The sequence below is a fragment of the Pseudomonas sp. NKUCC02_KPG genome (genome assembly GCF_019345465.1).
Taxonomy (GTDB): Bacteria; Pseudomonadota; Gammaproteobacteria; order Pseudomonadales; family Pseudomonadaceae; genus Aquipseudomonas.
Window position 1 is genome coordinate 235,121 of sequence record NZ_JAHKRC010000005.1, and the last position, 22,163, is coordinate 257,283.

The following is a 22,163-nucleotide window of genomic DNA, read 5'->3' on the forward strand; positions in this document are numbered from 1 at the left end:
GATGCGTTAAACGCCGCCGGCGGTCAGTTTCTCGGGGTCTAGCAAGATCTCTAGCTGGCTGCGTGGCAGGTCGGTGTACTCAAGGGCCACGTCAATCACCGGACGACCTTGTTGATAGGCGGTCTTGGCGATTTCAGCGGCTTTTTGATACCCGATGATCGGGTTAAGGGCAGTCACCAGAATCGGGTTACGCGACAGCGCCTCTTTAAGCTTGGCCTCGTTGACCTTGAAGCTGGCAATCGCCTTGTCGGCCAGCAGACGGCTGGCGTTGGCCAACAACTCAATACTGCTCAACAGGTTCTGGGCGATCACCGGCAACATCACGTTCAGCTCAAAGTTGCCGGACTGACCTGCAACCGTGATCACCGTGTCGTTACCGATAACCTGAGCCGCAACCATTGCAGTGGCTTCCGGGATCACCGGATTGACCTTGCCCGGCATGATCGAGGAACCGGGTTGCAGGGCCTCCAGCTCGATCTCACCCAGGCCCGCCAACGGCCCGGAGTTCATCCAGCGCAGATCGTTGGCGATTTTCATCAGCGACACCGCCGTGGCTTTGAGCTGCCCCGACACGGATACCGCCGTGTCCTGCGAGCCAATCAACGCGAACAGATCCTTGCCCGGCGTGAACGTCACGTGAGTCAAGGCGCTGAGCCGCTGACTGAATAACCCGGCGAATTGCGGGTGCGCGTTAATCCCCGTCCCCACCGCCGTACCGCCCTGCGCCAGGGATTGCAGCGCTGGCTGCAGGTTGTGCAAATGCTCGATATTGGCCTTGAGCTGTTGTGCCCAACCGTTGAGCACCTGGCTCATGCGCACGGGCATGGCATCCATCAAGTGCGTGCGCCCGGTTTTGACGTACACATGAACCTGCTCGGCCTTGTGCTCGATCACCTGAACCAGATGCGTCAACGCCGGTAGCAGTTGCTCGTGCAGACCTAACGCCGCGCTGACATGGATGGTGGTCGGGATGATGTCGTTGCTGCTTTGCCCGCAGTTGACATGGTCATTGGGATTGACCTCCTCGCCCAGTAGCCGCGTGGCCAGCGTTGCGATCACTTCATTGGCATTCATGTTGGAGCTGGTGCCCGAACCGGTCTGGAAAATATCCACCGGGAAGTGCTCCATGAAATCCCCGGTCAGCAGGATCTGTGCGGCCTCGACAATGGCCTCGCCCTGGGCAGCAGTGATCTGTTTGAGTTCGACGTTTGCCTGGGCGGCCGCAGCTTTTGCCAGGATCAGCGCGCGAATGAATTGCGCCGGCATGCGTTGATGACTGATGGGGAAGTTGTCGACCGCACGCTGTGTTTGAGCGCCATACAGCGCCGCCTCAGGTACGCGCAACTCACCCATGCTGTCACGTTCGATACGAGTGTTACTCATCAGGAAATCCTTGCACCAGTTCTGTTAAAGAAATTGAAGGTTGGAGCTCGCAGGTAGCCAACAGCCAGGCAAAGCTTTGCCAGCGTTTGAGTCGGCAGGTACACAGGGCTTGGGTTTCGAGGTCGCGCAGCGGACGCCACGCGTGGTCCAGACACAAAGTGCGCCAATGCCAGGGCAACGAAGTATCGGTTGCGGTATCCAGCAACAGCCGGAACGAGGTAACGGCAATCATCCAGGGAGAGGTCGCCGTACAGCCGGCAAGATAGCGGCCTTCAGCCAGGTAATGCTCGATCAGGCGCGGTTCGTCCGGCGCCAGCCCGCAGCGGATCTGGCGGCTCATCCAACGCCAGCTTTCTAGATACGGCCCTTCACGCAAGGCAGAACTCATGACCCAAGCCCACTCGATAATGAGATTCATTATTAAGCGATATTGATTATCAACACAAGCCTGAGGAGGCTGATTTCCGTCCGGAGCGTTCGACAATCCAACAAAACTTGAGAAAAACCCTACGCATACGCTGGACTTATCTGCCATCTGATTCATGTGCATCAAAAGTACCATTCTGAAGTTGCGTAGCACTTATCCAGCACACTCATCGGATTGCTCTATCAGAAGGTACACATGAAAAAAATATTACTCGCGTCAGGCATATTGGTGGCGGCTTCTTCTATTCAGTTTGTTCAAGCATCAACAGGCAATATCAACTTTACAGGCGGTCTTACCACTGCAACGTGTTCTATTAACGGTGGCGGGGGTTCTGACCTCGACGTTGATCTTGGCCTGGTATCAATTGACGATTTAAACGATGGCAGCGCTGCTGCAGGCGCCAATACCCGAATTACCGTAGACATCGACTGCACCGCTGCAACCGGGCTCAGCAATGTGTATATGAACTTCGATCCGCGCTCGGGTTCGGGTCAAGATAGCCGCGATTCTAGACTGTTGAAAACAGAGGGCGATGCCACGGGGGTCGGTATTGGTTTAATCAATGGCGCCAACCAAATTCTCGACATGCGGGCAGGTGACACGATTACAGAACCTCTGACCGTTGCCGCCGATGGCACGGCAAGAGCATCTCTCGATCTACGGGCGGCTTATGTCGTGAACGGTGATCCTGTTGTCGCCGGCGAAGCGAATGCAACGTTGCCATTTACGTTTACTTACGACTAAGCGCCAAGCAAGGGAAGCTCCAAAACTTCCCTTCGAATCATAGAGCGCCGTGAGGGCACTACCATGTTTCAACATTCTTTAAACAGTCTGGTGGCGCTGTTAGCCATCTTGCTGTGCGGTCAAGCGCAGGCTGCCATCACGCTCAGTTCAACACGGGTTATCTATGAAGGAGATAAAAAAGAAGCCAGTGTCACGGTGCGCAATGTGGGCAGCGATGAAATATTGATCCAGTCCTGGCTCGACGGCGACAGGTCCGGCACGCCTTCCGGGTCTATTCCCTTTGCCATCACCCCGCCGCTAGCCCATATGGGGGCCCACAGCCGACAAGTGCTGCGCATTCTTTTTCAAGGGAGCGGCGTGCCCACAGACAAGGAATCGGTGTTTTGGTTGAATGTTCAGCAAATCCCCAAGGCGCCTGAGAGCACTAATGTTTTACAACTGGCCATTCGCCAACGCATCAAGTTCTTCTACCGCCCCGCCGGATTATCGGGCAAACCGAAAGATGCTCCGGGCGCATTAACATGGCATGCCGAACGCGATGGTAAAAACAGTGGATTGCGCGTCAACAACCCCAGCCAATACCACGTCACTATCACCGACTTGCAGGTCAAAGGATCGGATTATACCAGTGCCCCAATTACCAACTTCATGATTGCGCCGGGCGCCTCAATGTTTATCAAGATCCCCGAACTTCCTGCGGCCCATTCATTGACGTTAAGTGCCCACCCCATCAACGACTTCGGTGCAAAAGAGCTGTACAGCGCGCCCTTGGGTTCTGCCACTTTAAAACTTGAAGCCTCCAAACAATAACACTTCTTATTGCCTTGTTTAGCGGCAATTAAGCTATATGGCCTTACTGGGTTATTGCGCTGATTAATCTATAACGCAAGCACCAGGACTGAAGCTCACATGACACTTACAACCCTAATTATCAAGATACTCTCTCATTGTTTACAGCCACCACCGCACTGGGCTGCCCCCCATAAACACGCCGCGTTCATAGTGAGCAAGTTATATCTTGGAATTGCGTTTAGCATGCCTGTTATTGCGTTGGCCGATACCCCCAAAAAAAACAACACCGCCACAAAGTTCAGCACCAGCTTTTTACAGAACGGTGGCGCGGGTGTCGACCTGAGCGACTTTTTGCAAGGCAGCAATGTGGTGCCGGGCACTTATCGGGTCGACCTGTATATCAACCGCTCCTTGGTCGGGCGCCAGGATATTGTCTTTGCCAAACAGGATAAAACCGGTCGTGTCGAAGCCTGCCTGACACTGCCAGTGCTTCAGTCCCTGGGGCTGGATATGCAGCCACTGCGCCAGGCAGGCCTGCTGGACAACACTCAACCCGAGCAGTGTCATGACCTGCCCGGCCTGATCGAATTGAGCAGCGTCGAGTACGATACCGGTCGCCAGCAGCTCACTATCGCTGTGCCCCAAGCCGCCATGCTGCGCAGTGCCAGGGGCTATGTAGCCCCCTCATTATGGGATGAAGGTGTCACCACAGGCTTTATCAGCTATGACCTGACAGCTCGACGCAATACCACCCACGACAGGACTGCCAACCGTTACTACGTGGGACTGCGCAACGGCATCAACCTGGGCCCGTGGCGACTGCGCAATGAATCAAACTTCACCAACAGCAACACCGGGGACATGAAGTTCTCCAGCGACCGCACGTTTGCCCAGCGCGATATAACTTCACTCAAGAGCCAATTGACCCTGGGAGCGGCCTATACCGACCCGAAAATCTTCGACAGCGTGCGTATAAATGGTGTGTTGCTGAACTCCGATGACGCCATGCTGCCAGACAGCCAGCGCGGTTATGCGCCGATCATTCGCGGTGATGCCGAGACCAACGCAACCGTTGAAATCCGCCAGAATAATTACCTGATGTACAGCCTCAACGTTCCCCCCGGGCCGTTTGTGATCGATGACCTTTACCCCAACGGCTCCAATGGCGACCTGGAAATTACCGTGATCGAAGCCGATGGGCGCCGGCGGGTGACCACCCAGGCCTTCTCTTCGCTGCCGCAAATGGTGCGCCGTGGCCAGCTTCGTCAAAACCTTGCCCTCGGCGTATACGACAGCACCACCCAAGACCCCATCTCGCCCAAGATTGCCATGGCGACGCTGGCGTATGGCTTGACCGATAACACCACCCTGTTCGGCGGCACCCAATGGTCCCCCGACTTCAGTGCATGGAACCTTGGCGCCACACAAAATACCGTCTTCGGCGCGTTTTCGGCAGACATCACCCAGGCCTCAAGTGCCGCCCCAGACATTCGACGCCAGATCCAGCGCAACAAGGGCCAGAGCGCTCGCGTGCTTTACGCCAAGACGCTCGCCCGTACCGACACCACCTTTACCCTGGCCAGTTATCGCTATTCGACCGAGGGCTACCGCACCCTGAACGAGCACCTGCGCGATTTTGGCAACAACCCCCAATACCGATCCAGTGGCCGGGCGAAATCGCGCTTTGACCTGTCCCTCAGCCAAAGCCTGGGGGGCCGTGAGTACGGCTCGCTGTATCTGAGGTTGAACGAGCAGCGCTATTGGAACATTGAAGGCAAAACCCGGCAGTACACCGTGGGTTACAGCAGCAACTGGGGCAGGTTGAGCTACAACCTGAGTGCAACCCACTCGGTGAACCCGGCGACCTATTACGGCGGCAATGACAGGTCACGATTTTCCCTCACCCTGTCCTTTCCGCTGGGCAGCGGCAGTAATACCACCTATGCCCGAAGCACCCTGACCCGTGACGACAACGGCGTACAAAGCCTGAGCGGCGGCGCCAGCGGGCGCATCATGGGGCGTAACGATGCGGCCTGGTCGGTGAATGCCAGTCATGAAAGCCTGAGTGAAAAAACGTTCAGTGGCAGTGTCAGCGGCACTACCCCGGTGGCACACATGAACGCTGGATATACCCAGGGCAATAATTTCACCACCTTCAACGCCGGTGCCTCGGGCTCCATCGTGGCCCATGCCGGCGGCATCAACCTGGGCCAATCGCTGAGCGAGAGCTTTACCCTGGTAGAAGTGCCGGGCGTTGCCGGGGTTGCGGTGGGCAATAACGCCGGAGTCACCACGGGCGCCAATGGCTATGCCGTGGTCCCGAACGCGCAGCCCTACCGCACCAACTGGATCAGCCTGGACTCCAGCCAGCTGGGGGCGGATATCGAAATCGATAACACCACCCAGCAGGTTATTCCGCGCCGGGGTTCGGTGACCGTGGCACGCTTTAACGTCAAGCAGGGCCGCCGGGTGCAGTTTGAACTGGTCAAGGCCGATGGCACGCCAATGCCCTTTGGCGCCCGCGTAGAAAATGAACAAGGCACGCTATTGGCCATTGCCGACCCGAGTGGTCAGGCACTGGTGATGGTCGAATCGGACAAGGGTGTATTGAAGGTCAAGTCCGGGGCTTTGGCGTGTGAGGCGGGGTATGTATTGCCGGAACGTAGCAATATCCAGGGTTATGACCAGGTGAGGTTGGTATGTCGGTAATTAATAGGCCGCGAGTAGTTCAGATACTCAATACATTTATATCAAGCAAACTCATGAAGTGTGTTATTCATCCAGCATCCTGCAAACAGGGACACTTCACAATAACAACAAAAACAATCATTATGCCTTTAGTGGTATTGGTCGGTAGTTTTTTTAGTTATACCTCATGGGCCACATGCACTGCCACTTCTGGCGCGCCAGATTTTAATTTATCAGCCAACCAGTTCCCACCGCTGGACCCCCGCACTCCCATCAATGGAACTCTGGCGCAGCTAACCATGTACGCCAGCAATACCGCCGGACGACGCGATGTAAGTTGCACTACAGATGCTTCCACTAATGCAGCTTTGACAAGCGACTTTGCTCATCTTGGCGGTGAGCTTTATGACACCGGCCTCCCGGGGATTGCAATGCGGATTAAAATAGGAGAGGGGATTACCACAGCATATATACCGAACAGCCTAAGCCCCCCGGGAGATGGTACATGGGCAATTTTTGCTGTCCCTGTCACAATAGAACTTATTAGATCAGGCGACATTATAGAGGCAGGAAACATAGCTCCCAACACATTGACCAGAGCACTCATAACCGGACATGGCGACTTCAATGTATTCAACGTACAAATGCTCGGCCCTTTGACCGTCACCTTGTTACAACCTACCTGTTCGGCAATTACCCCCACTATGACCGTCGATCTTGGGACGGTCAGCATAATGGACTTCAATCTACAAGGCAGAACAACGCCTAAAGATTTTACTATTGATCTGGATTGTACGGGTGTTGCGGGTACCACTGGTGTGTATGTAACGCTGTCTGATGCCAGTAATCCTGGTAACACCACAACTCAGCTCAATCTGTCCCCTGACTCTGATGCACTGGGTATTGCCCTGGAAGTTCACAACCGATATGGCGTAGTCAGCTTCGGCCCAGACTTGTCTGGCACAGGCAACCCAGGACAGTGGTTCGATGGCATTGCGGGAATTGGCAGTTATTCAATCCCGCTATCAGTGAACTATGTAAGGCTCCCCGGCCCGATTAAAGGCGGTTCGGCGAATTCCGGGGTCACGTATACGCTCAATTATGACTAGCCTCTGCCTGCAGCAAGACCTGAACACGTGGTTTACCAAAGGCTTCCTGGACGCTGATTTTACGATCGCAGCCTCTCTGCGCTCCTCAGCGGATCTACAGATTGGGCCTGTCCCGCTTCGTATCACAATGCCGGGTAACGGGTGCATGAACGGGGCGAGGCCGATGGCACGCCAATGCCCTTTGGCGCCCGCGTAGAAAATGAACAAGGCACGCTATTGGCCATTGCCGACCCGAGTGGTCAGGCACTGGTGATGGTCGAGTCGGACAAGGGTGTATTGAAGGTCAAGTCCGGGGCTTTGGTGTGTGAGGCGGGTTATGTATTGCCGGAGCGCGCCAATGTCCAGGGTTATGACCAGGTGAGGTTGGTATGTCGATAGATGATCGATACTTAAAAGCCACGCTCTTCAAGAAATTACCTTTCGGAGGAACAATGAACAGCATCACTAATCAGGCACAGCGCAAGCGCTGGAACTCTACAAGTTTCTTAAAACTTCTCATTTTGGCATCCGCCATTTCAAGCGGTGGTATTTTTAGTCAGGTAGCATTGGCTGCCTGCACAATTTCTGGCCCTATTGATCGCTTAATAGACAACCCAGCAAATGGCTGGGAGGTCCAAGTTGACGGATCAGTACCCATGGGAAGTTTTTTAAAATTAATCACGTTCAGCGGCTCATCACCAGAAATAGCAGTTACATGCGACGCGGAGGGAGTTAGGATTCTAGTTGACTCTGAGTATCCCATTGTCGGCACAAGCGGCGGCGTAAATTTATATGACAGCGGCATCCCTGGTATCGCATTTGGCTTATTTTTAAATGATTTAGATATTTCAGGAAAGCTACCCCTCGAAGGCATCATTCCAACCACAACAACATCAATACGAGAAACTACACTCCGTGAAATTGCACTTTTTAAAACAGGTGAAATATCAACAGGAGGCCAAATACTCCCAAGCCATATAGCAGCCAAAGCCTTAGTTCTAAACCACGACAGCCTTAATATTTTAAACTTAAGATTGGCGCGACCTATAACAGTAACGATATTGAGACCAACCTGCACAGTAAGCCGTCCGAACTTTAACGTGGACTTGGGAACGGTAAGCGTGGTGGACTTTAACTCATCAGGCCGGACAACACCTAAAACTTTCAGCATTGACCTGAACTGCACCGGAGGTTCTGGAGCGAGAGATGTACATGTAACACTCACCGACGCCAATAACCCAGGGAACGCCACGAGCCAACTAAATCTGTCCCCGGACTCCGATGCACTGGGTATTGCCCTGGAAGTGAACAACCAACACGGTCTGGTTAACTTCGGCCCCGACTTGAGCGGCACCGGCAACCCCGGCCAATGGCTCGACGGTGCAGCGAGCGTTGGCAGTTATTCAATCCCGCTATCAGTGAACTATGTAAGGCTCCCCGGCCCGATTAAAGGCGGTTCAGCGAATTCCGGGGTCACGTATACGCTCAATTATGACTAGCCTCTGACTGCATCAAGACCTGAATACGCGGTTTACCAGAGGCTTCCTGAGAGTTGATTTTACGATCGCTGCGCTCCTCAGTGCCCAGGGTCGTAAGCCCGACAATGGCTAGATATCTGAAACATCGAGATTGTATGGTTTTACGACTGCTGCTCAGCCGGACGTAGCCTCGCGGAGCTCGTCAACTGCTACAAGGGGTTCATTCCCCCATTGTTTATATTGTGGAAGCGGCATTGCACCGCTCCCACATAAGGTTCAGCGCTTTAGCTACCCGCTACCATCATGCGTTCGATCAACACCGAGCCAGTGCGGATGTTGCTGCGCAGTTCCAGGTCATTACCCACCGCCACGATCTGTTTGAACATGTCGCGCATGTTGCCGGCAATGGTCACTTCCTGAACCGGGAACTGAATCTCGCCATTTTCGACCCAAAAACCCGCCGCGCCACGGGAATAGTCGCCCGTGACCATGTTCAGGCCACTGCCCATCAACTCAGTGACGAACAGGCCGCGCCCCATGCGCCGGATCAATGCCGCCTGATCCTCATCGCCATGGGTCACAAACAGGTTGTGTACGCCGCCTGCGTTGGCCGTGCTCGGCATACCCAGCTTGCGACCGGAGTAGGTGCTGAGGATGTAGGACACCAGTTCGCCGTCCTTGATAAACGGCTTGGCGTAGGTGGCCAGACCATCATTATCGAATGACGAGCTGCCCATCGCGCGCATGAGGTGCGGACGCTCATCCAGGGTCAGCCATTCAGGGAAGATCTGCTGGCCCATTGCATCCAGCAGGAAAGACGACTTGCGATACAGGTTGCCCCCCGAGATCGCACCCAGGAAGCTGCCAAACAAACCACCAGCCAACTCGGCCGAAAACAGCACCGGCACTTCGCACGTTGGCACCGGACGCGAGCCCAAGCGGCGCGCAGCACGCTCAGCAGCACGCTGGCCGATGGTGGCGGCGTCCATCAACAACTCGCCCTGGCAGTTCACGTCATACCAATAGTCGCGCTGCATCTGGCCGTCGCCTTCGGCGATCATCACGCAGCTCAGGCTGTGACGGGTCGAAGCAGAGCCACCAATAAAACCGTTGCTGTTGCCGTACACGCGGCAGCCCTGATGGGTGCTCAGGGTCGTGCCATCGGCGTTTTTGATCCGGCTGTCAGCCTCGAACGCCGCAGCTTCACAGGCCAGCGCCTTTTCGATGGCTTGCTCGGGGGTAATGTCCCAGGTATGGAACACATCAAAATCTTGCAGGTCACGGGCCATCAGGCTGGCATCCGCCAGACCCGAGCTCTCGTCTTCGGAGGTGTGTTTGGCAATCGCCAAGGCTGCCGCGACGGTTTCGCGGATGGCATCGGGGCCGGTGGCCGAGGTGCTGGCCGAGCCTTTGCGCTGGCCGACGTAGAGGGTGATGCCAAAACCCTGGTCGCGGTTGAACTCAACGGTTTCGACTTCACGCTGACGCACCGAAGTCGACAGCCCCTGCTCCAGGGACACGGCGACTTCACAGGCACTGGCGCCCTGGCGCCTGGCTTCGGCGATGATTTGCTCGACCTGCTCCTGCAGTGCCGGCAAGGCCTGCGGGCCGACGCTTTGTACTGCACTCATGGTTTTCTCCACTCAAATTCTGTTTTCGGCAGGGCCGCCGAGCGACCGGGCCGGACAAGCGGCCCCCGACTGGTTATCATGGCGGCGTTTCTTTGCGGACTGCCACCATGGTTGATTCTTACGACGACGCCTTCGACGGCGAAAAAAGCAAATCGCAGGTCAAACGCGAGCTTCACGCTCTGGTTGATCTGGGCGAGCGTCTTACGACACTCAAGCCTGACTTGCTGAACAAAATGCCCCTGACTGACGCTATGCGAAAGGCTTTGGCAGATGCTCCAAAACACACGGCCAATATTGCGCGCAAGCGCCATATGATGTTCATCGGCAAACTGATGCGCGATCAACCGCTTGACGAAATTCTTGCTTTGATCGATCAAGTCGATGCCTCTTCTCGCCAGTACAACGAACGTTTCCACAACCTCGAGCGCTGGCGTGATCGCCTGATCGAAGGTGATGACGCTGTACTGGAAAAGTTTGTCGCCGAGTTCCCTGAAGCCGATCGCCAGCAAATGCGTTCGGTCATACGTCAGGCCAAACACGAGCTGGCTCATAACAAGGCACCGGCCTCAAGCCGCAAATTGTTCAAGTACATCCGTGGGTTGGACGAGACTCAACGCGGTCTGCGTTAAGCCTCGTAACCGGGAAGGCTGCCCTGCAGCCTTCCCGGCAACTTCCATCAACCGCCCGTACCGCCCACGGTAATCGCGTCAATCTTCAAGGTTGGCTGCCCAACGCCTACCGGCACCGACTGCCCGTCCTTGCCACACGTGCCCACGCCGCTGTCCAGCGACAGATCGTTACCGACCATCGACACCTTGCTCATCGCTTCCGGCCCATTGCCAATCAGGGTCGCGCCTTTGACTGGGCGAGTGATTTTGCCGTCTTCAATCAAATAGGCTTCGCTGGTGGAGAACACAAACTTGCCGCTGGTGATGTCGACCTGACCACCGCCCAGATTGGCGCAGTAAATGCCCTTTTTCACCGAGGCGATAATTTCGGCCGGATCGCTTTCACCGCCCAACATGTAGGTGTTGGTCATGCGCGGCATCGGCAGGTGCGCATAAGACTCGCGACGGCCGTTACCCGTGCGGGCCACACCCATCAGGCGAGCATTGAGCTTGTCTTGCATATAGCCCTTGAGCACGCCGTTTTCGATCAGTGTGGTGCACTCGGTCGGGGTGCCTTCGTCATCCACGCTGAGCGAGCCACGGCGGCCTGCCAGGGTGCCGTCATCGACGATGGTGCACAGTTTGGAGGCCACCATTTCACCCATGCGCCCGCTGTAGGCCGAACTGCCCTTGCGGTTGAAGTCGCCTTCCAGGCCATGACCCACGGCTTCGTGCAGCAGTACGCCCGACCAACCGGAGCCCAGGACCACCGGGAAAGTGCCCGCCGGTGCCGGTACGGCTTCAAGGTTGACCAGTGCCTGACGCAACGCCTCGCGGGCATAGCCCATGGCACGGTCGTCAGTGAGGAAATAACGGTAGTCGGTGCGCCCGCCGCCGCCATGACCGCCGCGCTCGCGACGGCCATTCTGCTCGACGATGACACTGACATTGAAACGTACCAGCGGACGAATATCCGCTGCCAGGCCACCGTCAGTGGACGCCACCAGAATCCGCTCCCAGACCCCGGCCATGCTCACGGTCACTTGCTGGATACGTGGATCGAGGGCACGGGTGGCGGCATCGACACGCTTGAGCAGTTCGACTTTTTCCGCGCGGCTGATGACTTCCAGGGGGTTATCCGGGCCATACAACTGGGCCACGTCCTGGGTGGTGAACGCCTGCACCGTGCCGTTTTGTCCGGCGCGGGAGATCGATCGTGCAGCCCGTGCAGCCAGGCCCAGCGCTTCAAGGGTGATGGCATTGCTGTATGCAAAACCGGTTTTCTCACCCGACTGAGCGCGTACGCCCACGCCCTGATCGAGATTGAAGCTGCCTTCTTTGACGATGCCGTCTTCCAGTGCCCAGGACTCGGAAATCTGGCCCTGGAAATACAGGTCTGCCGCGTCGATACCTGGCCCGGCCAGGTCGCCTAAAACGCTTTGCAGGCTTTCGATGGTGACACCGCCCGGTGCCAACAGGTGTTCGCTGACTGAGGTCAACAACTCGCTCATATTCACTCCGTCTTGGCCCCTGCTTCAGCAGCTTTGAGTGCTGAACACACGGGCCTGAAAATTAGTCCTGCCTGAATCTGTGGGAGCGGGCTTGCTCGCGATCGCTTCGCGGGCAAACCCGATTCCACCTAAATTAAATGGGCGTTGAACCGCCGATGGTTCACCACCGGCATGCGCGCCCTGATATCTGCTTGTTCGCCAGCATCGCGCCGGGCCAGCAATACACCCTCGCCTTGCGCCTGCTCGGCCAGTATCCGCCCCCAGGGGTCAATAATGGCAGCATGCCCGTAAGTCTCGCGGGGGCCCGGATGAACACCACCCTGGGCGGCTGCAAGCACGTAACACTGGGTTTCGATGGCACGGGCACGAATCAGAATGTCCCAATGCGCGGCCCCGGTGACGGCAGTGAAGGCCGACGGTGCGGTAATCAGTTCAGCACCAGCGGCTCGAAGCTCACTGTACAGCTCCGGGAAGCGCAGGTCATAACAGACGGTCAGGCCCACCTTGCCGACCGGGGTATCCGCCACCACCACGCGCTCACCCTGAGCATAGTCATCGGACTCACGGTAGCGACCACGATTGTCTGACACATCCACGTCGAATAAATGCAGTTTGTCGTAACGGGCCACTTGCTCGCCGTCGGCGTTGATCAGCAGTGAACAGGCATTGACCTTGGCATCAGGCTGGCCCTCCGGCGGCAGGGGCAAAGTCCCTGCAACTACCCATAAGTTGAGGTCGCGGGCAGCCTGTTTCAACCAGGGCAGGATCGGGCCTTCACCCAATGCCTCGGCGCGGCCGATATCGGCTATGTCGCGACGGCCCATGGCGGCGAAATTTTCGGGCAACACGGCCAGTTGCGCACCACCGCTTGCAGCCTCTTGCAGCAGGCGTCGAGCCTGAGCCAGGTTCGCCAGAACATCGCTCTGGCTGACCATTTGAATCACTGCGAGTGACATGGCGCGCTCCTAGTTTTTCTCGAAAGGCTTGTCGAAGGTGATCTTGGGATCGTTCCATGGGCCTTGAATGCTGTATTGCACGCTGGCGAATCGCGACACCTGGTCGCCGATCAGCTTGTTGAGCAGGAACACCGCCCCACCGACGGCCGGCCCGCCCACCAACAGCGCGGCCAGCGGCAGGTTGTTGGTCACCGGCAAGGTCACCAGCAGCTTCGCATTGACCTGATCGGTGATCATGTTCAGCGTGCCGTTAAGTTCAAGATTGGTGGACGGCCCGGTCATCAGAATCGGTTTGCTGGTGCTGTATACGCCACTGCTGGCATTGAGTACGCCCTTGACCCGATCGTAACTCAGGCCCTTGCCAAACAGGTCGGAGAAATCCAGACGCAGGCGACGGCCGATCGCGTTGAAGTTGAGCAAGCCAAAAATGCGCAGCACCTGGGCGCTGCCATCGACCTCCACAAACTGGCCTTTATTGAACGAGGCGTCCAGGGTCCCGGAGAAGCGCTTGAGGCCGATCCAGGCAGGTGAACCGGGCCAGTTGCCATCAATGTCCACGTGAAAGTTATCGCTGGTCACGCTCGGCGCAAAGCCCCAGTTCTTGAGTACATCGGCCAGATTGCCACCGCCCAGTCGGCCCTGATACCAGCTCTTGCTGTTACCCGCGACGCCTTCCCAGCCGCCCGCGCCTTCGAGCAGCATGCCCTTGAGCCCAAGATTCAAGTTGCTCAGGTTGATGCCCCGACTGGTGGGGCGAACCTTGAGTGACCAGGCACCGAGCAGGTCGGGCCCCTGGTAGAGCTGACGAATAATGATATCCAGCGCCGGAATTTTGCGCGGATCAACCGCGGCCAGCGGGTCCGGAGCATTTTCATCGGCCACGGCCTTCGGATCGGGCGCAGGCAATCTGATGCTCTGCATCGTGACCACAATCGGGGCGTTTTTGGCATCCGGCAAGGTCACGGCACCGATAGCCTGTTTGCTGTCGATTTGCAGCGCCCAGGCCGCCGCGTTGCGCTTCATGACCAGACGAACTTTGTCCAGTTGGGTACCGAAGGCAATCAACTTGCCGACTTTAAAGTCCGCACTGCTGAGCAGTTGCTTGGCACTGCCCCCCGGATCCTTGCCGGCATAGCGTTCGACCAGCGCCTGCCACGGGGCAACGTCCAGTTCCGACAGCACGCCACGAATTCTCAGGCCTTTGGTGGTCGGCAAGATCGGATCGCCATCGCCCAGAAACAACTCACCGCGTCCGTCTTCAAACTTGCCGTTGGGCGCGGCAAAGGTCAGGTTGGCCAGGTCGCCGTAGTCAAACCAGTAACGGCGCTCGGCACCTTGCAGGGTCATGCGAAACACGCTGTTGCGGCTTTCATTGGCCGCCAGACCGAAGGGCGCTGGCAAATCAACCACTGCGCCCTTGAGGCTGGAACTGACCCGTAGCTGGCTGTCGGCACCGTCCAGGGTCAGTTGCAATTGATAAGGCAAGTCACCCGTCACCGGGATCGGCTGATTGAACTTGAGCCAGTCCGTGAGTTTTTTAACCCCAACCTGGCCGCTGGCCACGACCCGGGTGCTGAGGCGACCAGGCTTGCCATCGGCAAAAATCTGCGCCGTGATCGGACGATCAAAGGCCCGGGCGCTGATACCCTTGCCGGTCAGCCCCTTGGTACTGTCAAAGCGAAAGCTGCCCTTGAGCTGAGTCAGTTCAAACTCGGGGTCGCTGATTTTCAAGCGCGCCTTGTCGGTGTTGAAATCCACCAGGATTTTAGGCTCAACGCCTTTCTCCAGAGGGATATCCAGATCGACACGGCCTTTGAGCGAGCCGTCTCCCTGCCAGCCGGCGAACGTTTCAGCGGTGCCAATCGGCGCCTCCTGAAGTATTTTCAGGCCATCACCCAGCCCGCCCTCAAAATCGCCGTCCAAAAACAGGTGGCTGACCTTGCCGGTGGGCACATGGGGAATACTGACGGCCACATTGCGGACCTGGGTATCGAGCAACTGGCCCTTGCTGGCCATGATGCGCACACCGCTGTCTTCGATGAACACATCACCCGAGACGTTGCGCACATGGGGCCAGCCGGGCTGGAACGCCAGTTCGGCGCCATGCACTTTAAAGAACAGGCTGATATTGCGCGCTGCCGCAACGGCGTCGTGGCTCAGAGAGCCCTGGTACTGGAAGAAGCCCTCTTCCACCGCACCCTTTATGATTGCGGTGCTCAACCATTCGGTGAGCGTCGGGCTCAACACTTCTGGCAGATATTTAGGCGTGAATCTGCCGTCGCCATCCGTAAGACCGACCCGCAGGTCCATGTAGTCTTCCTGGGAATGGTCGAGGTGGATACGGATCAAAAAGTCCGCCGCAATCTTGCCTTCTTCGCCCAGCACTTTGATGTAAGGGGCAACCAGGGTGAAGCTGTCCTTGTTCAACGTCCACGTCAGCAAGGCGTTGGCCTGCTGATACTGCCAGGGTTTGGCGAAGATCGGCTCCAGATGCAGCATGAAGTCCTTGCTGTCGAGCCGCAGTTCGCCCTTGCCCAGGTCACCGCTGATCAGGCCGCTGACATTGCGCGCAGCCGGGGCGCCGTGGGTGGCGTTGAAGCCGACCTGCTGCAGGTTCGCCGCAAAGCTGAGTTTTTGATCATCGCGGGCCTCGGGGCGGTAATCGGCCAGCACATTGCGCAGCGTACCCGTGACCTTGAGTTGGTCAACAACCTTGGCCACACCGTCCGGCCAGGGTGCCAGGGAGTCGAGCAAGGGTGTGATCGGGGTCAGGTCCAGGCGGTCGGCCTGTAAATGCCAGCGCTCCTGCTCCTTGTCGGAGGCCGCAAACTGCTGCAGTTGCAGGCGGGTTTCCCAGCGGGTCTTGCCCAGATTCATGGCCAATGAATCGAGCACCACATTGAAACCTTGCTTACCTCGTTCGGCCCAGGCATGCAGGGCCAGGTTCTCGATGGTTTCAGGTTTGCGGTCGGCGTAGGCACCTTTCAGTTTTGGCGCATTCAAGCGCGCAACCGCGCTCTGTACCGAGCCCTGACCCCAGTTGAACCAGAGTTCGCCGCCCGCCTTCAGCTCAGAGGCTTTCCAGGGTGCAATCAGTGTGGCTGGCAGCCATTTGGCCCAATCACTTTGCGGCAGGCTCACGTAGGCCTGGGCCGCGCCATCACGCCAGCGACTGGCCTGGACCTGGGTCTTGAGGCTCAGCGCTACTGGCTGGCCATCGGGCAGGGTCAGGCGTGCATCGAGACGCTGATCCGAGGGGCCAACGTCCAGCGTCAACCCTACATAAGTCAGGGTCAGCGGAGCTTGCTTGAAGGGTTCGAGCGTCACCTGGCTGTCGAGTACCGACAACTGCGCCACGTGTTGCAACTGATTGAGCAACTGCTCCGGGTCCAGTGGCTGATCATCCTGCACCGGCAGCCCTTCAAGGCTCCAGTGGCCGCTTTCATCCTGGCGCAAGCTCAGTTGCAGGCCATTGAGTTGTACGCGGGCGATGCGGATATCCCGGCTCAACAGGCTGGCCCACACATCGGGTACCACCTGCACTTCATCCAGACGCAGGGCACTGTTGCCCTCGCCGATCATCACGTCGTGTGCCAGCAACACCGGCGCCATCACACTCCAGCGGCCCTCGAGGCTGCCAATGGTCAATGGCATGCCCAAGGCTTCCCGGGCCTTGTTCTGGACCTCTACGCGGTATTCAGCAATCAGGGGCGTGAGTTCGCGGCCCAGGCTGACGTACAGCGCCGTCAGCACCAAAACCAAAGCACACAGGCCCAACCCCCAACGGGTCAGCGCGGCAAAAAAGCGTGTCAGACGCTCCATGTCATGTGGCCCCTTCAGTAGTAATCGAAGGGGCCGGATTCAGCCCCTTTAAAACGCTATATGACGCCTGATACTTCAGAGCAGCACCACGTCGTATTGTTCCTGGGAATACATGGTTTCGACTTGAAAGCGAATCGTACGCCCGATAAATCCTTCAAGCTCTGCAACGTTACCCGACTCTTCGTCCAGCAAGCGATCGACCACTTTCTGGTTGGCCAGTACCCGATACCCCGTTGCCTGATAAGCCCGGGCCTCGCGCAGGATTTCACGGAAGATTTCATAGCAGATGGTTTCAGGGGTTTTCAACTTGCCACGGCCCTGACAGCACACGCACGGCTCGCACAAGACCTGTTCCAGGCTTTCGCGGGTACGCTTGCGGGTCATCTGCACCAGGCCCAACTCGGTAATCCCGATGATGTTGGTTTTGGCGTGATCACGCTCAAGCTGTTTTTCGAGGGTACGTAACACCTGCCGCTGATGCTCTTCATCTTCCATGTCGATGAAGTCGATGATGATGATCCCGCCCAGATTGCGCAGGCGCAGTTGCCGGGCGATGGCTGTGGCCGCCTCGAGGTTGGTCTTGAAGATGGTTTCTTCAAGGTTGCGATGGCCCACGAATGCGCCGGTATTGACGTCGATGGTGGTCATGGCTTCCGCCGGATCGACCACCAGATAACCGCCGGACTTGAGCGGTACCTTACGATCCAGGGCTTTCTGGATCTCGTCTTCGACGCCATACAAATCGAAAATCGGCCGCTCACCCGGATAATGCTCAAGGCGGTCGGCAATTTCCGGCATCAGCTCGGCAACAAACTGCGTGGTCTTCTGGAAGGTTTCCCGTGAATCGATGCGAATTTTCTCGATCTTGGGGCTGACCAGATCGCGCAAGGTGCGCAACGCCAGGCCCAGGTCTTCATAGATCACGGTCGGCGCGCCAACGGTCTGGATCTGGGCACCGATCTGGTCCCACAGACGACGCAGGTAACGAATGTCCATCAGGATTTCATCTGCCCCGGCGCCCTCGGCCGCCGTACGCAGGATAAAACCACCGGTTTCCTTGATGCCTTCCTGGGCCACGCAATCGCTGACCACCTTCTTCAGGCGCTCACGCTCGGCTTCGTCTTCGATCTTCAACGAAATGCCCACATGGGCAGTGCGTGGCATGTACACCAGATAGCGTGACGGTATCGACAGCTGGGTTGTCAGGCGTGCACCTTTGGACGCAATCGGGTCTTTGGTGACTTGCACCACCAGGCTCTGGCCTTCATGCACCAGGGTGCTGATGCTTTCAACCGCCTGGCCTTCACGCAGGGAAATTTCGGAGGCATGGATAAACGCAGCGCGATCCAGACCGATATCAACAAATGCGGCCTGCATGCCGGGCAAAACCCTGACAATCTTGCCTTTGTAGATATTGCCCACAATACCCCGGCGCTGGGTACGTTCGACATGAACCTCTTGCAGAACACCGTTCTCTACCACCGCCACGCGCGATTCCATCGGCGTGATGTTGATCAGGATCTCTTCACTCATGGCTGGGTCTCGTTCAGGCGTCATCACAGTAGTGCCACGTCTCGTAGGTGCGGTATTCAGCGCACGGTAAGGTTTTGCCAACAGGGTATGCCGAAATGCCCGAGCAGTTCTGCGGTTTCGCACACAGGCAAGCCCACAACGGCGGAATAACTGCCATTGAGCCCCGCTACAAACACTGCGGCCAACCCCTGAATGGCGTAGCCACCGGCTTTATCCTGCGGCTCACCGCTGGCCCAATACAGGCTGGCTTCTTGTTTGCTGATGTTGCGAAAGCGTACCTGGCTGCTGACCACACGGGTTTCACAGCGATCGGCATCAATGATTGCGATGGCGGTCAACACTTCATGCTCCCGGCCAGACAGCGCCATGAGCATAGCCAAGGCATCGGCCTCGTCGATTGGTTTGCCAAGAATGCAGCCATCCAGGACCACGGCGGTGTCGGCCCCCAGCACGCAAAAAGTGCTGTCCGCCGCTGTTGTCAGGAGTTGCTGGCGCCCAGCCTGGGCCTTTTCGCGCGCCAGGCGCTCGACGTAGGCCACAGGGGGTTCATTTTGAAAGGGAGTTTCATCGATGGCCGCGCTGACCGTTTTGAACGGCACGCCGATCTGAGTCAGTAACTCGCGTCGGCGCGGTGAGCCAGAGGCCAGATAAAGCGAAGTCATCAAGACATCTCCCTGTTGAAGTGCACAAACCAGGAAATGGCTCGTATCCAATTAATTGATTTTAAAACGTCGGCACAGCCCACGAAGTCCATAACTGATCCAGGGCCACAACAGGGCGCTGACCAACGCGGGCAAGACCAGCGCCAGGGTCGGCTGTCGGTTGCCGGTCAAGGCACTGAGCCACAACTGGGCAAGCTGGGCCAGACCGAAAATCACCAGAAGCACCAGGCATTGCTGCCACATCGGGAACACCCTCAGGCGCTGTTGAAGCGACAGTACCAGGAAGGTGATCAGGGTCAGGGTCAGGGCATTCTGCCCCAGCAACGTGCCGTACAGCACATCTTCGGCCAGTCCCAGGCAAAACGCTGTAACCATACCCACTTTGTGCGGCATGTATAAGGCCCAAAAAGCCAGCAACAGCGCCAGCCACAGCGGACGCAGGATTTCCATGAACTGGGGCATCGGTGAAATGCTGAGCAACAGGCCGATGGCAAACGTCAGCCAGATCAACCAGCCATTACTCGAACGCGTATTCGCCATTATTGCCTCTCCCGAGTAGTGGCCGGCGCAGTGGCAGGCGTTCTGGCTGCGGCGGGGGTTGCAACTGGCGCAGGTTTTTTCACGGTCTTGGGGTCAGTGGCCACCGCCGCAGGCGCGGCAGGTGTAGCTGGCACTGCAGCGGGTGCAGCGGCTGGCGCAGGCACTGACGGCTTGGGCACTGTGGTCGGAACGATCGCCGGCGCTTCACCGTTTTGCTCGGCTTCCTGGGCCTTGGCCGCATCGTTGGCCCGCTCTTCCGGAGTTCGGCTATCGCTGAACACCAGCAGCAGGTAGCGACTGCGATTCAATGCCGCCGTGGGAACTGCACGCACAATGGCGAACGGCTGACCCGAGTCGTGGATGACTTCCTTGACCGTTGCCACTGGATAACCGGCCGGGAAGCGCTGCCCCAGGCCCGAGCTGACCAGCAGGTCGCCCACTTTGATATCCGCAGTGTCGGCCACATGGCGCAGTTCCAGGCGCTCGGGGTTCCCCGTACCGCTGGCAATTGCACGCAGGCCATTACGGTTTACCTGGACCGGAATGCTGTGGGTGGTATCGGTGAGCAACAGTACACGGGAGGTGTAGGGCATCAACTCAACCACCTGCCCCATCAAGCCCCGTGCGTCGAGCACTGGCTGACCCAGCACCACGCCGTCGCGCTCACCCTTGTTGATGATGATGCGATGGGTAAAGGGGTTAGGGTCCATGCCGATCAACTCGGCCACTTCCACCTTTTCGTTGACCAGCGCAGAGGAGTTCAACAGCTCGCGCAGGCGAACGTTCTGCTCGGTCAAGGCGGCCAGCTTTTGCATGCGGCCTTGAAGCAGAAGGTTTTCGGTTTTGAGTTTCTCGTTTTCAGCCACAAGCTCGGTGCGGCTGCCGAACTGACTGGCCACGCCCTGCCACAATCGCTGCGGCAAATCGGTAATCCAGTAGGACTGCATCAGCACCAGCGACATTTGACTGCGCACAGGCTTGAGCAACGTGAAGCGAGCGTCCACTACCATCAGCGTGACGGATAGCACGACCAGCACCAGAAAGCGCACGCCCAATGATGGGCCTTTGGAAAAGAGCGGTTTAATAGGCCGCTCCTCCCGGGCAAGTGTTCAATTTATTCATACGGCTTCAAGCGGCCTGGATGAAGATTGACAGAAGATAAACGCCAAAAGGCAGCACTGCAAAGTGCTACCTTCTGGTGATAACCATAGGACTGCACCACGCGATCTTATTCGCTGGAGAGCAGGTCCATTGTGTGTTTATCCATCATTTCCAGCGCACGGCCACCGCCACGCGCAACGCAGGTCAGCGGGTCTTCGGCAACGATGACCGGCAGGCCGGTTTCCTGAGCCAGCAACTTGTCGAGGTCACGCAGCAAGGCGCCACCACCGGTCAGTACCAGGCCACGCTCGGCGATGTCCGAAGCCAGCTCTGGCGGAGACTGCTCCAGTGCGCTTTTCACAGCCTGAACGATGGTTGCCAGCGACTCTTGCAGAGCCTCAAGCACTTCATTGGAGTTCAGGGTGAAGGCACGTGGAACACCTTCTGCCAGGTTACGGCCGCGCACGTCGACTTCACGTACTTCGCCACCCGGGAAAGCCGTACCGATTTCGGTCTTGATGCGCTCGGCCGTCGATTCACCGATCAGGCTGCCGTAGTTACGACGCACATAAGTGATGATCGCTTCGTCGAAGCGGTCGCCGCCAACCCGTACGGATTCGGCATACACCACACCGTTGAGGGAGATCAGCGCGATTTCAGTGGTACCACCACCGATATCGACAACCATCGAGCCGCGTGCTTCTTCAACCGGCAAGCCGGCACCGATGGCAGCAGCCATTGGTTCTTCGATCAGGAACACTTCACGGGCGCCCGCGCCGAGTGCCGATTCACGAATGGCGCGACGCTCTACCTGAGTCGACTTGCACGGGACGCAAATCAGTACGCGTGGGCTAGGTTGCAGGAAGCTGTTTTCATGCACCTTGTTGATGAAGTACTGCAGCATTTTTTCGCAAACGCTGAAATCGGCAATAACGCCGTCCTTCATCGGACGAATGGCAGCAATGTTGCCCGGTGTACGGCCAAGCATGCGCTTGGCCTCGGTGCCGACGGCAACGACACTTTTCTGGTTACCGTGTGTCCGAATAGCCACAACCGATGGCTCATTCAGGACGATACCGCGCTCACGCACGTAAATAAGGGTGTTGGCAGTGCCCAGGTCGATGGAAAGATCGCTGGAAAACATGCCACGCAGTTTCTTGAACATGGGAAAGGGACCCTAGGCAACGCGTGGGTAAAAA

18 protein-coding genes are annotated in these 22,163 nt (G+C 57.4%); 7 read left to right on the top strand and 11 right to left on the bottom strand.

What is annotated here, in order from left to right; translation table 11 throughout:
- Window positions 1-6: 6 nt before the first annotated feature.
- Window positions 7-1,383 (bottom strand): aspartate ammonia-lyase, encoded by a 1,377-nt coding sequence (locus KO536_RS09040; protein ID WP_133076373.1) that lies wholly within the window; start codon window positions 1,381-1,383, stop codon window positions 7-9.
- Window positions 1,376-1,771, bottom strand: coding sequence for a FagA protein (locus KO536_RS09045; RefSeq protein WP_133076467.1), 396 nt, complete (start codon window positions 1,769-1,771; stop codon window positions 1,376-1,378). Before KO536_RS09045 ends, KO536_RS09040 begins: the two co-directional genes overlap by 8 nt.
- A gap of 234 nt (window positions 1,772-2,005) precedes the next feature.
- Here KO536_RS09045 and KO536_RS09050 point away from each other — a divergent pair, with 234 nt between their 5' ends.
- The 6 genes from KO536_RS09050 (at window position 2,006) to KO536_RS09075 (ending at window position 8,621) form a co-directional block, all read left to right on the top strand.
- Window positions 2,006-2,554, top strand: a complete 549-nt coding sequence (locus KO536_RS09050; RefSeq protein WP_133076374.1) for a fimbrial protein — start codon at window positions 2,006-2,008, stop codon at window positions 2,552-2,554.
- A gap of 63 nt (window positions 2,555-2,617) precedes the next feature.
- Window positions 2,618-3,364: a molecular chaperone gene (locus tag KO536_RS09055; protein ID WP_219261679.1), complete on the top strand. Its 747-nt coding sequence runs from the start codon at window positions 2,618-2,620 to the stop codon at window positions 3,362-3,364.
- Between the two features lie 225 nt (window positions 3,365-3,589).
- Window positions 3,590-6,055, top strand: coding sequence for a fimbria/pilus outer membrane usher protein (locus tag KO536_RS09060; RefSeq protein ID WP_133076376.1), 2,466 nt, complete (start codon window positions 3,590-3,592; stop codon window positions 6,053-6,055).
- Window positions 6,046-7,143 carry a fimbrial protein gene (locus tag KO536_RS09065; protein WP_219261680.1) on the top strand — a complete coding sequence of 366 codons (1,098 nt, stop codon included), beginning with the start codon at window positions 6,046-6,048 and terminating at the stop codon, window positions 7,141-7,143. Before KO536_RS09060 ends, KO536_RS09065 begins: the two co-directional genes overlap by 10 nt.
- Window positions 7,144-7,284: 141 nt before the next feature.
- On the top strand, window positions 7,285-7,521 hold the full coding sequence (locus KO536_RS09070) for a FimD/PapC C-terminal domain-containing protein (protein ID WP_374105699.1): 237 nt from the start codon (window positions 7,285-7,287) through the stop codon (window positions 7,519-7,521).
- Window positions 7,512-8,621: a fimbrial protein gene (locus KO536_RS09075; RefSeq protein WP_219261681.1), complete on the top strand. Its 1,110-nt coding sequence runs from the start codon at window positions 7,512-7,514 to the stop codon at window positions 8,619-8,621. The genes KO536_RS09070 and KO536_RS09075 overlap by 10 nt, the downstream gene beginning before the upstream one ends.
- Window positions 8,622-8,884: 263 nt before the next feature.
- On the opposite strand, the gene pmbA is transcribed toward KO536_RS09075, so the two are convergent.
- Window positions 8,885-10,231 carry a metalloprotease PmbA gene (gene pmbA, locus KO536_RS09080; protein WP_133076379.1) on the bottom strand — a complete coding sequence of 449 codons (1,347 nt, stop codon included), beginning with the start codon at window positions 10,229-10,231 and terminating at the stop codon, window positions 8,885-8,887.
- A gap of 107 nt (window positions 10,232-10,338) precedes the next feature.
- On the opposite strand from pmbA, the gene yjgA reads away from it, so the two are divergent.
- Window positions 10,339-10,860, top strand: a complete 522-nt coding sequence (yjgA, locus tag KO536_RS09085) for a ribosome biogenesis factor YjgA (RefSeq protein WP_095029013.1) — start codon at window positions 10,339-10,341, stop codon at window positions 10,858-10,860.
- 47 nt (window positions 10,861-10,907) lie between these two features.
- Here yjgA and tldD read toward each other — a convergent pair whose 3' ends face one another.
- From tldD to mreB, 8 genes are all read right to left on the bottom strand, one after another.
- Window positions 10,908-12,350 carry a metalloprotease TldD gene (gene tldD, locus KO536_RS09090; protein ID WP_133076380.1) on the bottom strand — a complete coding sequence of 481 codons (1,443 nt, stop codon included), beginning with the start codon at window positions 12,348-12,350 and terminating at the stop codon, window positions 10,908-10,910.
- 128 nt (window positions 12,351-12,478) lie between these two features.
- Window positions 12,479-13,306, bottom strand: a complete 828-nt coding sequence (locus KO536_RS09095; RefSeq protein WP_133076381.1) for a carbon-nitrogen hydrolase family protein — start codon at window positions 13,304-13,306, stop codon at window positions 12,479-12,481.
- Window positions 13,307-13,315: 9 nt separating this feature from the next.
- On the bottom strand, window positions 13,316-17,128 hold the full coding sequence (locus KO536_RS09100) for a YhdP family protein (RefSeq protein WP_133076382.1): 3,813 nt from the start codon (window positions 17,126-17,128) through the stop codon (window positions 13,316-13,318).
- A gap of 75 nt (window positions 17,129-17,203) precedes the next feature.
- A complete protein-coding gene (rng, locus tag KO536_RS09105; RefSeq protein ID WP_133076383.1) occupies window positions 17,204-18,661 on the bottom strand; it encodes a ribonuclease G in 1,458 nt (485 codons plus the stop codon).
- Between the two features lie 56 nt (window positions 18,662-18,717).
- Complete coding sequence (locus tag KO536_RS09110) at window positions 18,718-19,323, bottom strand: nucleoside triphosphate pyrophosphatase (protein ID WP_133076384.1); 606 nt, start codon at window positions 19,321-19,323, stop codon at window positions 18,718-18,720.
- A 51-nt stretch (window positions 19,324-19,374) separates the two neighbouring features.
- A complete protein-coding gene (gene mreD / locus KO536_RS09115; protein ID WP_019825061.1) occupies window positions 19,375-19,863 on the bottom strand; it encodes a rod shape-determining protein MreD in 489 nt (162 codons plus the stop codon).
- The gene (gene mreC, locus KO536_RS09120; RefSeq protein ID WP_219261727.1) at window positions 19,863-20,948 is read right to left on the bottom strand and encodes a rod shape-determining protein MreC; all 1,086 of its coding nucleotides are present in this window, start codon (window positions 20,946-20,948) and stop codon (window positions 19,863-19,865) included. The genes mreD and mreC overlap by 1 nt, the downstream gene beginning before the upstream one ends.
- A gap of 143 nt (window positions 20,949-21,091) precedes the next feature.
- Window positions 21,092-22,129: a rod shape-determining protein MreB gene (gene mreB, locus KO536_RS09125; RefSeq protein WP_003439856.1), complete on the bottom strand. Its 1,038-nt coding sequence runs from the start codon at window positions 22,127-22,129 to the stop codon at window positions 21,092-21,094.
- Window positions 22,130-22,163: the final 34 nt, after the last annotated feature.

Coding starts and splice junctions, on each gene's coding strand:
- KO536_RS09060 (WP_133076376.1), top strand. CDS start 3,590: ATGCCTGTTATTGCGTTGGCCGATACCCCCAAAAAAAACAACACCGCC.
- rng (WP_133076383.1), bottom strand. CDS start 18,661: ATGAGTGAAGAGATCCTGATCAACATCACGCCGATGGAATCGCGCGTG.
- KO536_RS09055 (WP_219261679.1), top strand. CDS start 2,618: ATGTTTCAACATTCTTTAAACAGTCTGGTGGCGCTGTTAGCCATCTTG.
- KO536_RS09040 (WP_133076373.1), bottom strand. CDS start 1,383: ATGAGTAACACTCGTATCGAACGTGACAGCATGGGTGAGTTGCGCGTA.
- KO536_RS09045 (WP_133076467.1), bottom strand. CDS start 1,771: ATGAGTTCTGCCTTGCGTGAAGGGCCGTATCTAGAAAGCTGGCGTTGG.
- KO536_RS09100 (WP_133076382.1), bottom strand. CDS start 17,128: ATGGAGCGTCTGACACGCTTTTTTGCCGCGCTGACCCGTTGGGGGTTG.
- KO536_RS09110 (WP_133076384.1), bottom strand. CDS start 19,323: ATGACTTCGCTTTATCTGGCCTCTGGCTCACCGCGCCGACGCGAGTTA.
- KO536_RS09050 (WP_133076374.1), top strand. CDS start 2,006: ATGAAAAAAATATTACTCGCGTCAGGCATATTGGTGGCGGCTTCTTCT.
- tldD (WP_133076380.1), bottom strand. CDS start 12,350: ATGAGCGAGTTGTTGACCTCAGTCAGCGAACACCTGTTGGCACCGGGC.
- KO536_RS09065 (WP_219261680.1), top strand. CDS start 6,046: ATGTCGGTAATTAATAGGCCGCGAGTAGTTCAGATACTCAATACATTT.
- mreB (WP_003439856.1), bottom strand. CDS start 22,129: ATGTTCAAGAAACTGCGTGGCATGTTTTCCAGCGATCTTTCCATCGAC.
- yjgA (WP_095029013.1), top strand. CDS start 10,339: ATGGTTGATTCTTACGACGACGCCTTCGACGGCGAAAAAAGCAAATCG.
- mreD (WP_019825061.1), bottom strand. CDS start 19,863: ATGGCGAATACGCGTTCGAGTAATGGCTGGTTGATCTGGCTGACGTTT.
- KO536_RS09075 (WP_219261681.1), top strand. CDS start 7,512: ATGTCGATAGATGATCGATACTTAAAAGCCACGCTCTTCAAGAAATTA.
- pmbA (WP_133076379.1), bottom strand. CDS start 10,231: ATGAGTGCAGTACAAAGCGTCGGCCCGCAGGCCTTGCCGGCACTGCAG.
- KO536_RS09095 (WP_133076381.1), bottom strand. CDS start 13,306: ATGTCACTCGCAGTGATTCAAATGGTCAGCCAGAGCGATGTTCTGGCG.